The 16,076-nt window shown below is 45.0% G+C and carries 14 protein-coding genes; all 14 read left to right on the top strand.

Annotated features, from left to right (window positions below; all coding sequences use genetic code 11):
* Nucleotides 1–120 precede the first annotated feature (120 nt).
* Nucleotides 121–654, top strand: a complete 534-nt coding sequence (locus GPK58_RS10475; protein ID WP_252195797.1) for a hypothetical protein — start codon at nucleotides 121–123, stop codon at nucleotides 652–654.
* Nucleotides 655–731: 77 nt separating this feature from the next.
* Nucleotides 732–1,625: a M14 family zinc carboxypeptidase gene (locus GPK58_RS10480; protein WP_092072706.1), complete on the top strand. Its 894-nt coding sequence runs from the start codon at nucleotides 732–734 to the stop codon at nucleotides 1,623–1,625.
* A 365-nt stretch (nucleotides 1,626–1,990) separates the two neighbouring features.
* Complete coding sequence (locus GPK58_RS10485; RefSeq protein WP_092072703.1) at nucleotides 1,991–2,587, top strand: signal peptidase I; 597 nt, start codon at nucleotides 1,991–1,993, stop codon at nucleotides 2,585–2,587.
* Nucleotides 2,588–2,589: 2 nt separating this feature from the next.
* Complete coding sequence (locus GPK58_RS10490) at nucleotides 2,590–3,237, top strand: TasA family protein (RefSeq protein ID WP_015524856.1); 648 nt, start codon at nucleotides 2,590–2,592, stop codon at nucleotides 3,235–3,237.
* On the top strand, nucleotides 3,234–3,818 hold the full coding sequence (locus tag GPK58_RS10495) for a hypothetical protein (protein ID WP_021650527.1): 585 nt from the start codon (nucleotides 3,234–3,236) through the stop codon (nucleotides 3,816–3,818). The genes GPK58_RS10490 and GPK58_RS10495 overlap by 4 nt, the downstream gene beginning before the upstream one ends.
* Nucleotides 3,815–5,038 carry a hypothetical protein gene (locus tag GPK58_RS10500; protein ID WP_092072700.1) on the top strand — a complete coding sequence of 408 codons (1,224 nt, stop codon included), beginning with the start codon at nucleotides 3,815–3,817 and terminating at the stop codon, nucleotides 5,036–5,038. Before GPK58_RS10495 ends, GPK58_RS10500 begins: the two co-directional genes overlap by 4 nt.
* Complete coding sequence (locus GPK58_RS10505; RefSeq protein WP_092072697.1) at nucleotides 5,035–8,307, top strand: SpaA isopeptide-forming pilin-related protein; 3,273 nt, start codon at nucleotides 5,035–5,037, stop codon at nucleotides 8,305–8,307. Before GPK58_RS10500 ends, GPK58_RS10505 begins: the two co-directional genes overlap by 4 nt.
* A 158-nt stretch (nucleotides 8,308–8,465) precedes the next feature.
* Complete coding sequence (locus GPK58_RS10510) at nucleotides 8,466–10,487, top strand: GGDEF domain-containing protein (RefSeq protein ID WP_092070665.1); 2,022 nt, start codon at nucleotides 8,466–8,468, stop codon at nucleotides 10,485–10,487.
* 108 nt (nucleotides 10,488–10,595) lie between these two features.
* A complete protein-coding gene (locus GPK58_RS10515; protein WP_092070663.1) occupies nucleotides 10,596–11,783 on the top strand; it encodes a D-alanyl-D-alanine carboxypeptidase family protein in 1,188 nt (395 codons plus the stop codon).
* Nucleotides 11,784–11,870: 87 nt separating this feature from the next.
* Nucleotides 11,871–12,905 carry a molybdopterin-binding protein gene (locus tag GPK58_RS10520; RefSeq protein ID WP_092070660.1) on the top strand — a complete coding sequence of 345 codons (1,035 nt, stop codon included), beginning with the start codon at nucleotides 11,871–11,873 and terminating at the stop codon, nucleotides 12,903–12,905.
* Between the two features lies 1 nt (nucleotide 12,906).
* Nucleotides 12,907–13,713: a metallophosphoesterase gene (locus GPK58_RS10525; protein WP_215638626.1), complete on the top strand. Its 807-nt coding sequence runs from the start codon at nucleotides 12,907–12,909 to the stop codon at nucleotides 13,711–13,713.
* Nucleotides 13,714–13,722: 9 nt separating this feature from the next.
* Entirely contained in the window at nucleotides 13,723–14,508 is a 786-nt protein-coding gene (locus tag GPK58_RS10530) for a segregation and condensation protein A (RefSeq protein WP_059085667.1), read from the top strand.
* Nucleotides 14,509–14,531: 23 nt separating this feature from the next.
* Nucleotides 14,532–15,101 carry an SMC-Scp complex subunit ScpB gene (gene scpB, locus GPK58_RS10535; protein WP_022426764.1) on the top strand — a complete coding sequence of 190 codons (570 nt, stop codon included), beginning with the start codon at nucleotides 14,532–14,534 and terminating at the stop codon, nucleotides 15,099–15,101.
* Nucleotides 15,102–15,173: 72 nt separating this feature from the next.
* Nucleotides 15,174–15,971, top strand: a complete 798-nt coding sequence (locus GPK58_RS10540) for a zinc dependent phospholipase C family protein (protein ID WP_059085668.1) — start codon at nucleotides 15,174–15,176, stop codon at nucleotides 15,969–15,971.
* The last annotated feature ends 105 nt before the right edge of the window (nucleotides 15,972–16,076 follow it).

Below are 16,076 nucleotides of genomic sequence, written 5' to 3' on the forward strand. Positions count from 1 at the left end.
AATTTCACTCTATTATACTGGAAAAGAAGAGACATTTCAACAATTCTGAGATGTTCTTTACAGAAAAGGGGCATTGTGCTATAGTGATACGAAGGAAAAACAGAAAACGGAGAGAAAACCATGAAACACAGGATGAGAACAATAATGCTGCTTCTTCTGACTATGCTGTTGCTATGCCCGATACAGGTTCTGGCTGCAGGTGGAGAGAACGCAGTGAAGACAGATCTGGAGGACGGAGAATATTCCATACAGGTGGAGCTGGAAGGCGGAAGTGGAAAGGCCAGTGTTTCTTCCCCCACATTGATGCTGGTAAAAGAGGGGAAGATGTATGCACGGCTCCAGTGGAGCAGCTCCAACTATGATTATATGATCGTAGATGGGGAAAAATATCTCAATGAGAGCGAGGAAGGCAGAAATTCTGTTTTTACTGTCCCGGTAACTGCCCTGGATGATAAGATGGAAGTGATCGCAGATACACTGGCCATGGGCGCCCCGCATGAGATCGATTATACGCTGACCTTTTATGAGGCTTCTATTGGCTCCAAGGGCCAGCTTCCTCAGGAGGCAGCGAAAAGAGTGGTTACAGTTGCGCTGGTGATCATCATCGGCGGCGGTATCCTGAATTATTTTGTAAACAAAAGGAATCGGTGTTAAACCGGTTCTTTTTTTATGCTCTTTCGCATAATATATATAATAATGAACATGTATAAAGACGGAAGGAAGGGAACATCATGGATACAGTACAGGATAAAACCTACGAAGCAATTTATTATTCACTGTGGGAGGCAGCCAGGCGTTACAGCAGCTTTACGCAGTTTCGGGTGATCGGAAAAAGCCACGATGACCGGATGATCCCTATGCTGGAGATCGGACAGGGAGATGCCTGTATTTTCTGTGTGGCCGGTTTTTCCGGAACGGATGGACAGATGACGGACAGGCTTACCAGGGTGGCACTGGAGCTTTGCAGAATATATGAATGCAACTGGACCGTGGACGAGCTTTATGAGGTAAAAAAGCTCCTGGATCAGACCAGGCTTTGTATCATACCGGTGGTCAATCCGGATGGATATGAGATCTGCCGGAAGGGCTACAATACTGTGCGAAATCCCATTTTCCGTCAAATGCTGAAAATGCAGGATGTTCCCTGCGATGAATTCGAGGGGAATGCAAGAGGAATGGATACTGCACGGAATTTTCCTACTACCTTCTGCAGCAGAAAAAAGATTCATCAGCAGCCTGCCAGTGAAAATGAGACACGTGCACTGATCCGGATCTTTCAGGAATACGGAGGACGTGGCCTGCTGGTTTTCTGCGGATATGGAAAAAAGGTGGTTTATTATCGGCGGGATCAGAATTTTTCCACTGGTCAGAGATGCTACCGTCTTGCACGCCACCTGAAAAAATGTACCAGGGGAAAGCTGGAGCAGCTGGCAATAGAACGAGAAGCGCAGAACGGGCGAAGGAGCACAGGTAGGGCGGAACAGTATTACGGAGAAATGATCCGCCAGCCGGCTTTCCGGATCGAATTGCCGGTAAATTCCGGAAATAAAGAAGAGGAAGAACGGGAAATCCGTGATCTGATGCTGCTTCCATTGGAATATATTTACTCTCTGGTACAGCTGTAAAAAAATCTGGCGTTGCACGGATGCAGGGTCTGTCAGCTTATGAAAAATAGGGTGACAGACATACCCGCTGAGAAACCAGTGTCGAATCCTGTCGGACGAATTTGATTGACTTCCGGATCTGCGGACCCTATAATAACATCATCTGAAACAAATCTTTTTTAACAAATGTCGCAGGAATCCTTCACCTCTGTAAGTAATGAGAGGAACTGCACATCTGAGCATATCTGCTCGAATAATTTCCATTCAGTATTTTTGCTGTATTATTATTTTGATCATGCTTGTCCTCGCTTCAAAATCTGTGAGTTTAAGTGATGGGAGCATGTTGCGAATTGCCATATTGACTGCTATACAGGGAGGACTTTTTTATGGCTCAATTTATGTGGGGCAGGTCTCCGCCGGAATTTTCCTGGTATCCGAACACTGTTTCTTTCCCTGCAGAGGGAAGTGATCATCAAATATCGTATGTAGAACAGAATACAGGAATGAAAATATTTTTTCGATGTATCGGCAACACAGTTCTGGGACTGATGCTGGTGATGGCATTGGTGCTTCTTATTCCTGGACTTTTCGGGATCCGGCCCTATGTGGTCTATTCCGGATCCATGGAACCTGAGATCCCAACCGGAGCTGTGGTTTTTACAAAGGAAGGAGAGTTTTCTCCGAAAAAGGGAGATATCATTACTTTTCATAACGGAGATACCGTTGTTACCCACAGAGTGGTTAAAAAAGAAAAGGATATCTTTATTACAAAAGGTGACGCCAACAAGACAGAAGATCCTGTTCCTGCAGAGGCGTCACAGATCATCGGGCGGGTAGTCTTTCACCTGCCTTATCTGGGCTACGTGATCCATTTTCTGAAAGCCCGGATCCCTTTTGCCGCAGTTTGCATAGCGGCATGTCTGTCAGTACTCTTTGATCTGGCATATACCCCAAAAAAGAAAAAAATACAGGGAGGAATTTAATCATGATGAAAAACAGAAAACTGGTAAAAGGAATTGCACTTGCTGCTGTGATCACTGCACTGGCAGCCGGAGGAACAGCTGCATATCTCACGGATTTTGAAACGGCAACCAATAGCTTTACCGTAGGAAAAGTGGATATCGACCTGGATGAGCCTAACTGGAAACCGGAGGACAATACAGATCTGGTTCCTACTCAGGTGATCCGGAAGGACCCCTATGTAGCAAATAAAGGAGTAAATGAAGCATTTGTCTATCTGGAAGTTTCTGTTCCGGTCCGAAATGTGATCACGGTAGCCAAGGATGGTACCAGGAATGCGCTTGCAAAAACAGAGCTGTTCAGCTTCACCAAAAACAAGGACTGGACACAGCTGGAGCGGACCGAAGTGGGGCAGAATATGGTCTACACCTATGCATATAACCACATCCTGAAGCCGGGAACAAAGACTACAACTCTTTTTGATACAGTAACCTTTGCCAATATCATCGAAGGTCAGCTGGATACACAGCAGATTGATATGCCGGTACGGGCTTATGCGATCCAGGCTACCAATACCGGGGATGACAAGACTACGGTTCTGGAGCAGGCAACTGCTGCTTACCAGAAATATGTAAATCAGAATAAAGGACAGGCCGGTGGTGTCACGAAATGAATAAATTAAAAAGACCCGTTTTCCTTCTCCTGACAACAGGGCTCCTGTGCGCAACAGGGACTGCGGCGTATTTTTCAGACTTCGAAAAAAAGATAAATTCTGCTGCAGTGGGGTATGTGACAACGGAGATCGAGGAAGATTTTCCGGATCCTACACCTACGCCTATGGAGAATGGTCCGTCCTACAGAAAAGAGATCCGGATCGGAAATTTTTCCGGCAGTGTGAAAGGGTTCCAGGCAGACTGCTATGTGAGGATGTCCCTTTCCTACTCCAATGACGATATAGGCAGAGGCGTGAAATTAACAGGTCTGGATACGGCAAACTGGGTGTATAACAGTCAGGACGGCTATTATTACTACCGGAAAAAAATATCCGAGGGTGAAAAAACAACTCCTCTGTGTACCGGATTTCAGATCGATCCCCAAAAGATCGATGATACTTATAGGGACAGCATTAAGGATTTTGAGATCAATGTTTATGAGGAAGCTGTACAGGCAGAAGGATTTTCAGATTATGAAAGTGCGTGGAGGTATTTTTCAGATCCGGTTTCTGCTCAGGCAGAAAGGAGGGGGAATGCTTGAAAAAACATCTTAAAGCCCTGCTGGCAGGTGCTGTTGTAGCAGGCAGTATCCTGGCGTGCACGGCTGCTTATGCCAGATTTTCAGATTCCGTGACAGTGACCAATCACATATCAGTGGGAGATATCAATATTTCTCTTCGGGAACTGGAAAAAAAGGACGGCCGAGAAATGAAATATCAAGATCGCCGGATCGTTCTTCCGGGAGATGAGATATCCAAGATCCCCAGGATCACCAATCACTCAGAGCCATGCTGGGTAAGGGTGAAGATCTCTTATACAGATGATCTGGAAGGGTTGGATGGTCTGGATGACAGGAATCTTACAGGAATGTCACCGAGATGGATCCGGAAGGGAGAGTATTTTTATTATACCAGGAAGCTGGAACAGGGAGACAGCGTGGATATTTTTACCGGTGTGACTGTACCATCCCAATGGGATGAATCCTACCAGGATAAGAAGCTGGGGATCACCATCGTGGCGGATGCTGTCCAGGCGGCAAATTTTGCACCGGATTTCCGTGCCATGTCACCCTGGGGAAATCAGAAGATCTTAAGATGTATCCACGATACCGATGGTCTTGTGGTTCAGAAAAAAAGTCCGGTGGATCTGAAGGTGGAGTTTGAAGGAAATGCGCACAAACTGATCGCGGCTCCGGAAGACTTTTTTTCCGGATTTTCCACGGCAATGCCGGGAGATGTTTTTTATGATTCTGTAGAGATTCGTAATACAACGGAGCATGCAGCAGAGATCTTCTTCCGCACATCACCGGAATGTAAATCGGTAAAAGATCAGGAATTTCTGAAAAAGCTGAAGCTGGTGATCACCATGAATGATAAAAAGCTGTATTCCGGGGATCTTCTGGCTGTGTCTCTCAATAAGGCCGTGTCCCTGGGGGAATTTTCCAGCGGAGAAAAAGGAAACATGAGATTTGAGGTTACGGTTCCGGCAGAGCTGGATAATTTATATGCTCTTCGGGCAGCAGATGTGAAATGGATCTTTTCCGTGGAAGAGGATCAGGAGACGGCGGAAACCAGTTCCGTCCCACGCCGGAATGACAGGAAAGAAGCCACAGAAAGAGCTTCCGGAAATAACAGTTCTTCGGTAAGGACAACACCAGTGAAGACCGGAGATGAATCTCCTGTGATCCTGTTTGCACTGATGGCTGGTATGGCGCTGCTTACCTGCAGTCTGACGCTATGGAAAGGAGGACGAAAAAATTGAAAAGAAGAATGATCGGTGCATGGATGGCATTGATGATCACAGCTTCTTCTCTTGTGGTTTCGGCCAGTCCTGCAGCAGATATGAGTTCGGTATCAGCAGATCCGCAGCAGGAACAGACAGAACCGGAGGAAGAAGAGGAGGCCCCGGATATTCCGGTAACAGATCAGCCCGGGGAGGCTGAGATGCCGGTTCCGACAGCCTTGCCTGAACCGGAAACGGTGGAGGAAGCTTTTGAAGAAGGTAAAGATAATACTGAAAATACGGACAGTGATGAGCTAATCGAACCGGAAGCTGTTTCAAAAGAAGGAGAAAATATAGCTCTGACAGAGATACCGGAGCAGACAGAGGATCCGGGATTTACTGTATTCACGGAAGAAAACGCGGAAATCCTTACAGGAGAAAGTGAAGAGGATCAGGAACTGATCCAGGATATCGAAAACGGAGAGATCATTGCTCTTTCTGCAGCACTTCCCGGGGAGTTCCGGGAAGCTGGCAGTGCGGAAGTAATCTCAGAAGGAGAGGATGCTATCGTAGCTACAGCACTTTCCCCGTCCCAGTATTATCTGGACAGCTGGACCAGGGTTTACTGCGATGAGATCTGGACAGCTGCCAATGATTTTCTTGGTTCCGGAAATAAAACCCGTATGGGATGTACGTATCGTTCTGTACATTATATCGATGATACAGGAGAGGAAAAGGTTTCACCTCTGTATTGCCTGAAAGCAACTCAGGATGGACTAGACAGTATGACGCTGAAGAATGAGGCAGTAAAAGCACTGACTAATTCTGTGATCCAGAAGCTTTTGTACTTTGGTTACGGAGGACCGGGGGATCTGGGGACCGGATATGACCCCTCCTGCAGTCACATAGACTGGTCAAAATGGCAGAACCGTTATGTATTTACTCATATTGCGCTGTCAAAGGTATATTTTAATGACTGTGGATATGCCACAGCAGCAGAAGTAGAACATACAGGAATAAACCGTCTGATCGATAAGATCCAGACATTGACGATCCCTGCAAGAAACAAAGCTGCCGTTTATGTTTCCGAAGACGGTTCCTGGGCAGCAGCATCCGGAAAGACGATCCCGTTAAGTGTATTCCGAAGCAGACCTGCAGGTTTTCCCTTTGTTCCTGACAGTATGAAGGACGGATTTCAGATGAGTACTCTTATGAAAGTAACAGATGGAGCAAAAGCAGGGAACGGGATCACCATAACAAGAGGAGCCACAGAAAAATGGCAGCTGGCCTACTGGACGAGCGCAGCGGATTATAATTCACAGAAAACTAATCCCAAAATGATGTCGGGGACAAGCCTGAGCCTTAAGGATGGGGCATATTTTTTTCTGATCTTTCCGTTAAATGCATCTGCAACAAAGAAGTTTTCCTGCAAAATGCTACTTCAGCCGGTTTCCTATATCCTGGTTGACGGAAGTGCCCAGGCAGGAAAAGATGGAGTACAGGATTTTGGCGCTTACGTATACCAGGGAACAAGAGGAAGCTTTTCCTTTTCAGTAAAGCCATCGGTTTACGGCAATGCAAAGCTGGTCAAGAAGGAACCCAACACGGGGAAACTGATCCAGGGAGCGCAGTACGGACTGTTTGCAGCAGAAGCTCTGACCTCCGGATACCGGACTATGTACAGTAAGGATCAGAAGGTTTCAACCGGAACAACAAATGCCAGTGGAGAGATCCTTTTTTCAAAACTGGTTCCGGGAAAATACTATGTGAAAGAAACGAAAGCCGCTGCAGGCTATAAACTGAACACCGCTATCAAAAATGTTACAGTAACCGGCGGAAAGACGACAACCGTCAGCGTAACGGATATCATGGATATCAGCGGAACAGTATCCATCAGAAAGAAAGACGGAAATACCGGCGATCCACTGGCAGGAGCTGAATTCACCCTGTATCAGTGGAGTAAAAAAAGCAAAGCCTACGTAACCTTAAAAAAACTGACTTATGATGGACAGAAGCGTACCTATAACTCCGGGAAATTTAATTATACCGAAGACAATCAGGGAAAATTCCGTGTGCGTGAGACAAAATCTCCTCCCAATTACACCGGAAACTGGCAGAAGAATTTTACGCTGGATAAGCCGGGAGAAAAGCAGGAATTTCTGTTTGAAGCAGTGAACTACCAGACTGAAAAACGAAGGATTGAAGTTCGTAAGATCGATGCGAAAACCGGTGAGATCCTGAAAGGTGCGGAATTTACACTTTATGAATACAGTGCAGCAAAAAAAGCCTATAAAGAAAAAGGAACACTTCTGGATTATGACAGCTCCAGCGAACTTTATGTAAGCGGAGAACTTTTAAAGACCTCGGATAATGAGGGAAAATATAAGATCGTGGAAACAAAGACTCCGCCCGGATATACAGGAAGCTGGGAAGAAATGGTAGATATCACAGACAAGGATGCACGCCTTTCCTTTGAAGTTGTCAATGAAAAGGAAAAGGAATATACAGGGGTGATCCGTCTGAGAAAAACAGATATCTATACCGGGGAAGTTCTGGAAGATGCGGAATTTACCGTGCTTCAGTGGAATAGAGGGAAGCAGACTTACCAAAATGACCTGGGCGGGCAGAGCATCCTGAAATTTGACGTAGAAACCGGATGGTACTCTACGGAAGAGCTGCTGCTTACAGATGCTAATCAGGGAAGGTTCAAAGTAGTGGAAACAAAAAATCCGGAAAACTATACAGGCAAATACGAAAAGGAGGTAATCTTCCAGAAAAAAGAAAATACAGATACGGATACTGTGGATCTGAAAGCAGAGAATACTCCGGTAACACTTCCGCTGGGAAATATCACCATCATAAAAAAGATCAAAGAGGAGGATATTACCTGGGCTCATGGAAATCCAACCTTTTCCTTTGTGGCAGAAGGTACGGATCTATCCGGAAATCCTCACAGATATGAGGATTATGTGACCTTTACTAGAGGAAGCTATGAAACCGATAAAAATGGCTATGCAACATTATCGGTCACTCTCAGGAATATCCCGCTGGGGCAGTATACGGTCTGGGAAAAACCGGTACTACGCTACTATCTGAAAGATGTACGGGCAAATACAGAGAATGTCCGCATCATAAAAGGCGCTGCACCTGCATATGGTACAGATCCCCGGAAGATTGCTTCCGGTACGGCTGCTCTGACAACGGAAAACAAAACTGCATCGCTGACCTTTGTAAATGAAAAATCCAGATATGACCGATATTCCCATAATGACAGCATAAAAAATACCATACCCGTATCATTTTCATGAAAAAAGGCAGGAGGGCAGGAGTAATCCTGCCCTTAGCTGCGTATTTTATATAGTAAAAAACAAACTGTAAAAAGAAATAAAAGAACTACATATATACAGTAAGATATGGTATACTTTCACTAATACTGTGAGATCAGGAACCCTTTGGGAGGTCGTGAATGAAAACAGATGAAAAAAATCCTATTTTTGATATTCGGGATACATTGGAAAAATACGCTTGCATTTATCGAAATACTACACTGAAGCTTTTTCAGTACTGTCAGGAGACGGACATATATGAACGTCTGGATGAATACCTGAGACCTGTAAAAAATATTACGGATTTTAAGACTAGTGGACAGAAATACAGCAATGTTTATAAAGACGACTGGAAGTTTTTGACGGATTTTCTGACATCCCGGGAAGGCGGGACGATAGAAGTGCGGTGTATCAATAAAGACGGTAATGCGAGTCTTCTGACAGTACGGGGATTTATAGCACAGGATAAAAATACCGGATATCATTATTTCATAGGAAGCTCCAGAGATATCACCAGGGAGAAGCTGCAGGAAGAATTTCTTGAGGAACGTGCCCAGAAAGATCCTCTGACCGGAGTGTATAACCGCTTTTTCGGAAAAGAACTGATCGATGAATACCTTGCATCCAGAAATCCCTATGCAGGATGCGGGATGATGGTGCTTGATGTAGATTATTTTAAAAATGTAAATGATACTTACGGACATATGTTCGGTGATGAAGTCCTGAAACGTTTTGCGGAGCTGTTTGTGGCTTTGTTCGATATTAATGATGTGATCATGCGTCTGGGTGGCGATGAATTTGTGATCCTTTTGAAGGATATCAGCCATGCAGCAATCATGAAAAAGGCAGGAAAACTGATACGGGAAGTGCAGAAACTTAAATTTCCGGGAACCACGTATCTGGCAACCTGCAGTGTGGGGATCTGCTTTCTTCCGGAAAATGTTTCCGGATATACATATCAGCAGCTCTTTGAAAATGCAGACTGGGCACTTTACCAGGCAAAGAAAAATGGAAAAAACCGCTATGCTTTCTGTGATAATCTGAGACGTTTTGAGGATAAGACAGAGGAAAAGCAGGAATTATACGAGGGTGTTGAGATAGATGCCAGATATCTTCATAATGATATTGTTTCTACTGCATTTGAAATATTTGAAAAAATGAGCAGCTTTCAGGCAGCGATTGAACTTCTGATGAAAGTGATCGGTCTGAAATTCCGGCTTAACCGGATCACAGTCCTGCATACCAAGGTGGCAGAGCAGAAAATAAACAGGGTTTTTCAATGGGTTTCGGAAGAAGAATACAGGCTTTTGATAGATGAGATACATTTTTCAAAAAGTGATTTTATCACATTGTTTCGCCACAATGATGAATATGGTACTGTGGTGATTCAGGAGAATGATCTGGCTGAATATTCGGAACAGGGAAGAAAGAATGTGTTACAGTGCGGAGCAAAAACTGTAGTCTGTGCTGCTATGTATTGCGAGGGAAGCTATACAGGGGCCATTGCATACGTGACCTGCCAGGAAAAAAGGCTCTGGTCCAGAGAAGATCGTAAGCTGCTGGGAGAAGTGACTAAGATCATTTCTGCGCATTATGCCAAGAACCAGGCATTTAACAGTGCTTATCGTAGCATTGCTGCAGAATCCGGACGGGATCAGCTTACCGGATTGTCTTCTTTTTCAAGATTTCGCGAAAATGTGGAGAAAATGCTGATCGGAGGTTACGGGCCGGGACATGCAGTGATATATACCGATTTTGAAAAATTTAAACGTATTAATGCAAAATACGGATATCGTGTGGGAGATCAGATCCTGCGGCAGTTTTCCGAGTATGTGATAAGCGTTCTAAAAACAGATATGGATGTATATTTTACCAGGGCGATCTCTGATCATTTTATCCTTTTCACTCCATGTGATATGGATGTTGATCCGGAAACATCTGTTTTAAAGACCAATCAGGAGTTCTTACGGCAGATGAAAGAGAAATATCCGGATATGGAGCTCTGTCTCCGCACTGGGATCTATCTGATCACCAAAGAATGTGACAATGCATCTGAGGCGATCGATGCAGCGAATTATGCAAGAAAATATGCTGCTGGAAATTGTGAAACAGGTGTTAAGCTGTATGACGAAGAACTGAAAAAGCAAAGCGATGCAGAGTGAAAGATACAGGAATACGGCCCGGAATCTATGCTTTTTCAGAATTTCAGGAATAATCTTTCAGGAAAGCTTTTACAATAGAACAGAGATGTTTGCGGCAGGAGTGAGCTTATGAACAGAAGTGTTCCGGAAAGTCTTTTGATCTGTATTTTAGTCTTATGCCTGGCTCTGACACCCATTGGTGTCAGGGGAGAAACGGAAGATAGTGGAAAAGCACAGCAGCTGATCGAAGCGCCGGGTGCAGTCCTTATGGAAAAAGAAACCGGTACCGTGATCTATTCCAGGGATCCTGACACCCGAAGAAGCCCGGCCAGTATTACAAAGATCATGACATTGATTCTGATCTTTGATGCTATCCGTGAGGGAACCCTGCATCTGGAGGATAGCATTACCACCAGTGCTTATGCCAGATCCATGGGAGGGTCGCAGGTATTTCTGGAAGAAGGAGAAAAGCAGACTGCAGAAACCATGATCAAATGTATTGTGATCGCTTCCGGAAATGATGCCAGCGTAGCTATGGCGGAGTATGTTGCGGGAACAGAACAAGCCTTTGTGGAGAGGATGAACGAGAGGGCGAAGGATCTTGGAATGAAAAATACCCATTTTGTGGATTGCTGCGGGCTGACGGAATCACAGGAGCATTATACAACTCCCTATGACATTGCACTTATGAGCAGGGAGCTCATCAGCAGATATCCGGAAGTTCTTACATATTCATCTGTCTGGATGGAGGATATCACACACGTTACCAGAAAAGGATCCTCGAAATTTACACTGACCAACACAAATAAACTGCTGCGCAGCTATGAGGGGTGTATGGGACTTAAAACGGGCAGCACCAGTATTGCAAAATACTGTCTCAGTGCTGTGGCAGAACGAAACGGGATCACACTGATCGCCTCAGTGATGGCCGCACCGGACCCGAAAACAAGATTCCGGGATGCAGCAGCTCTTTTAAATTACGGCTTTTCTAAATGCACATTGTATCTGGATGATGCTCTGGAGCCACTGAAACCTATGAAGCTCCGCAAAGGAGTCAAAGAGCAGGTTCCGCTTGTATATAGAGGGAAATTCCGATATATCAGCACAGATGGAACGAAACCTGACAATGTTAAGAAAAAGTTGATCCTTCCCAAAGAACAAAGTGCGCCGGTGAAAAAAGGGCAGAAAGTAGGGGCACAGGAATACTATCAGGATGGGAAAAAGATCGGTAGTCTGGATATCCTGTACGGGGAAACAATAAAAAAGGCCGGATACCATGACTGGCTGGAAAGAACCTGTCAGGCATTTCTTTTGTGATGCCTGCAACATATTTTGACAAAAAGGGCAGACTGGATGTATAATACAACGGATTGAAGAAATAACAGAACAGGGAAGGGATTTTGGATGAAAGAGATCAGAACAGAAGATGCAGTGGGACACATTCTGTGCCATGATATCACGCAGATCATAAAAGATGAGAAAAAAGGCGTTCTTTTCAAAAAAGGGCATGTAGTGAAAGAAGAAGATATACCACTGCTGCTTTCTGTAGGAAAAGAACACCTTTTTGTGTGGGAGAAAAAACCGGGGATTCTTCACGAAAATGAAGCTGCAGAGATCCTTTACAAAATCTGTGCCGGAAACTCTTCCAAAGTACATGGAACTGAGATCAAAGAAGGTAAGATCGAGGTGGTATCAAAGATCAATGGTATTCTGAAAATACGTCGTGATGCACTTGTGGCTGTGAATTCTCTGGGAGAAATGATGATTGCTTCCAGACATGGCGATTTTCCGATAAAAAAAGGTGATAAGGTTGCAGGAACCAGGATCATTCCGCTTGTGATCGAGAAAGAGAAAATGGATGCAGCAGAGAAGGCAGCAGGAAATCTTCCGATCTTTGACATTCTCCCTTACCAGCAGAAAAAAGTAGGGATCGTCACAACCGGAAGTGAGATCAAAAAAGGACTGATCCAGGATACCTTCACACCGGTACTCCGGGAAAAGCTTTCCGGGTTTCCGACAGAAGTGACAGGCCAGGTGATGCCGGGAGATGATAAGGAAGAGATCACAAAGGCAATTCTTTCTTTCGCAGATGCAGGAGCAGATCTGATCATCTGTACCGGCGGAATGAGTGTGGATCCCGATGATCGTACTCCGGGCGGGATCCGGGATACCGGAGCAAAGATCATAACCTATGGAGCACCTGTACTTCCGGGAGCTATGCTGCTTGTGGCATATCTTGAGCGGAACGGAAGATCCATACCGGTACTTGGACTTCCGGGATGCGTCATGTACGCAAAAAGAACGGTATTTGATCTGATCCTGCCCAGAGTGATGGCAGATGATGAGATCAAGGCAGAGGAGATCGCCAGGCTGGGAGAAGGCGGACTATGTCTGAACTGTCCGGTTTGTACTTTCCCGAACTGCGGATTTGGAAAATAATATGAAAAAATTCAGAATCAAACAATATGAGATCCATACGGACAAGATCCATGCTCCACAGGGCGTGAGGATGATCCTTCTTGCAGATCTTCACGGAATATCCTACGGAAAAGACAATATACGGCTGACAGAGACGATCCGAAAACTTGCCCCGGACGTGATACTTTCTGCCGGCGACATGGCTGTACGCACAGAAACGAATACTCTGGTAACTGCATGTAAGCTGCTGACAGAGCTTGCCGGAGATTTTCCCGTGTATTATGCACTTGGCAATCATGAATATAAAATGTTCCTTTCCGAAGAATACCGGCCATATTATGCAAAATACGAAAGAGCACTGAAAAAAGTCGGTGTGCATATTTTAAGGAACGGACGTGAAGATATGGTCCTGCAGGGAGAACACTTCTGTTTCTGGGGATTGGAGCTTCCCATCGAATATTATCACAAACCAAGATCACCGAAGCTGAAAAAGGAAGTGATGGAAGAAATGATCGGAAAACCTGAAGATAAAGGGATGCAGATCCTGCTGGCACATAATCCAAAATACGGAAAAACCTATTTTGAATGGGGCGCGGATCTGATCCTGTCCGGACACTATCACGGAGGCGTTGTCCGCCTCAGTGAACATTACGGTCTTTCATCTCCTCAATATCTGTTTCTTCCGCCGTTTTGCTGTGGAGACTTTCACAAAGGGGATCAGCATATGATCGTCAGTGCTGGACTTGGAGAACATACCATCCCCCTTCGGATCCATAATCCAAGGGAACTACTGGTGATCGATATAAAACCTTCCGAAAAAATGAAATGAGGAAACCCTATGGCATTATCTGTTAAGCTGAATGTATTTGAAGGCCCTCTGGATCTTCTGCTTCACCTGATCGACAAAAACAAGATCGATATCTATGATATTCCTATTGTGGAGATCACAGATCAGTATATGGAATATCTGCATTCCATGGAAAAAGAAGATCTGGGGATCATGAGTGAATTTCTTGTCATGGCAGCTACTCTTCTGGATATCAAATGTAAAATGCTTCTTCCGAAAGAAGTGAATGAGGAAGGAGAAGAGGAGGACCCCAGAGCAGAGCTTGTGCAGAAGCTGCTGGAATATAAGATGTACAAATATATGTCCTATGAATTACGGGACAGGCTTGGAGATGCGGCGGGGGTTTATTACCGAAAACAGGATCTTCCGGAAGAAGTGCTGCAGTATACTCCACCGTCTGATCCCCAGGAACTTCTTCGGGGTCTGACACTGGAGCGGATGAGTGCGATCTATCAGGCTTTGATCCGCAGACAGGAAAATAAGATTGACCCGATCCGAAGTAAATTCGGAAGGATCGAAAAAGAGGAAATATCACTTTCTGATAAATTGCTGGAAATGAAGGAATATGCAAAAACTCACCGGAAATTCAGCTTTCGCAGGTTGATGGAAAACCAACATTCCAAAATACAGCTGATCGTGACATTTCTGGCAATTCTGGAATTGATGAAAATGGGACATGTTCATGCAGAACAGGAAGATCTTTTTGATGATATTCATGTGGAAGTTATCACGGATCCGGACACATGGAAGAATCTGACAGAGTTCGCAGATGAATAATATAGTAGGAATGAGGACAATAAGTGGAAATCAAACGAATTGAAGGAGAAATCGAAGCCATCCTGTTTGCAATGGGAGAAGCAGTGGAATTACCCCGTATTGCCAGAGCGATCCGTCAGGATCCGACAACAACGGAAAATATCATCCGAAATATGATGATCCGTTATCAGGAAGAAGAGCGCGGGATCCAGATCATAGAGCTCGAAAACTCCTTTCAGCTTTGTACAAAAAAAGAATACTATGATTCTCTTATCCGGATCGCAGCGCAGCCAAAGAAACCCACGCTGACAGACGTTATGCTTGAAACCCTTTCGATCATTGCCTACAAACAGCCCGTTACAAAAGCAGAGATCGAAAAGATCCGAGGGGTAAAATGTGATCATGCCATCAATAAGCTGATGGATTATGATCTGGTGAGAGAACTTGGACGTCTGGATGCTCCGGGTCGCCCGATCCTCCTGGGAACCACCGAAGAATTTCTGCGCTGCTTTGGTGTCCAGGGGTTGGAAGACCTTCCGGAAATGGATCCGGTCCAGCTGGAGGATTTCAAGGCGGAAGCAGAGGAAGAGATCCAGCTGAAGCTGGACGTATAACAAATAACACGGACAGATGCCGGTTTACGGGACCTGTCGGACAGATCAGAAAACAGAAGAGGAGTGACGAAAATGCCCACAACATACGCACATGATCTTTTTGGAAAAAGGGTTTACCGGAAACTTTCCGCAAAATTACAGCATCTGATTCGAAGCAACGGAAATCTGTACCGGATCGGACAGCATGGTCCGGATATCCTGTTTTATTATTTTATATCCAAAAATCCGGTGACACAGTACGGAGTGCAGATGCATGGACGGAAAGCAAGAGAATTCTTTGAAAAGGGCATGGCGAAGGTCCGAGAGGAAAAAAATCCTGCACTGATGGCTTACCTGCTGGGGTTCGGATGTCATTATATCCTGGATTCTACCTGTCATCCTTACGTCAATCAGGTAGCTGCCGAGGGTAAAGTCTCACATACGCTCTTTGAGAAGGAATTTGATCGTATGCTGATGTATGAAACCGGCAAAGATCCATTGCGTTTTTATCCGTCTCATGGGATCCGTGCCAGTTTTCTCAGTGCATGGACGATCCACCAGGTATTGCCGGCGATCCGTACCTGGAACATTTATCTGTCATTGAAAATGATGAAGATATTCACCTGTATTTTGGTATGTGATGATGGAGGAAGGAAGAGACGCCTTTCGGAACATGCCCTTTCCCCCGCAGGAAAAAAGATATCTGCGTTTATTACCGAATTTTTTATGAGCCCGGAGCCGGAGATCGACTGTAAGGAGGAGCTTCTTAAGCTGGACAGTCTGATGGAAGAGGCGCTTGCCAAGGCGCCAGATATGCTGGAAGAGCTTGCTGCACTTGCAGTCAGGCCAGGACATCTTTCTGACAGATGGGATCTGACCTTTAACGGATGATCGATCCCGGCAGACAATAGATACAAGTGATATCTGAATGCTATCCCCGCATAAAATTAAATATAACAGTTACTGTAAACAGTTATATGAACCGTGTACGGGGTG

The sequence above is a fragment of the Blautia sp. MCC270 genome (assembly GCF_018785605.1).
Classification (GTDB): domain Bacteria; phylum Bacillota; class Clostridia; order Lachnospirales; family Lachnospiraceae; genus Blautia_A; species Blautia_A fusiformis.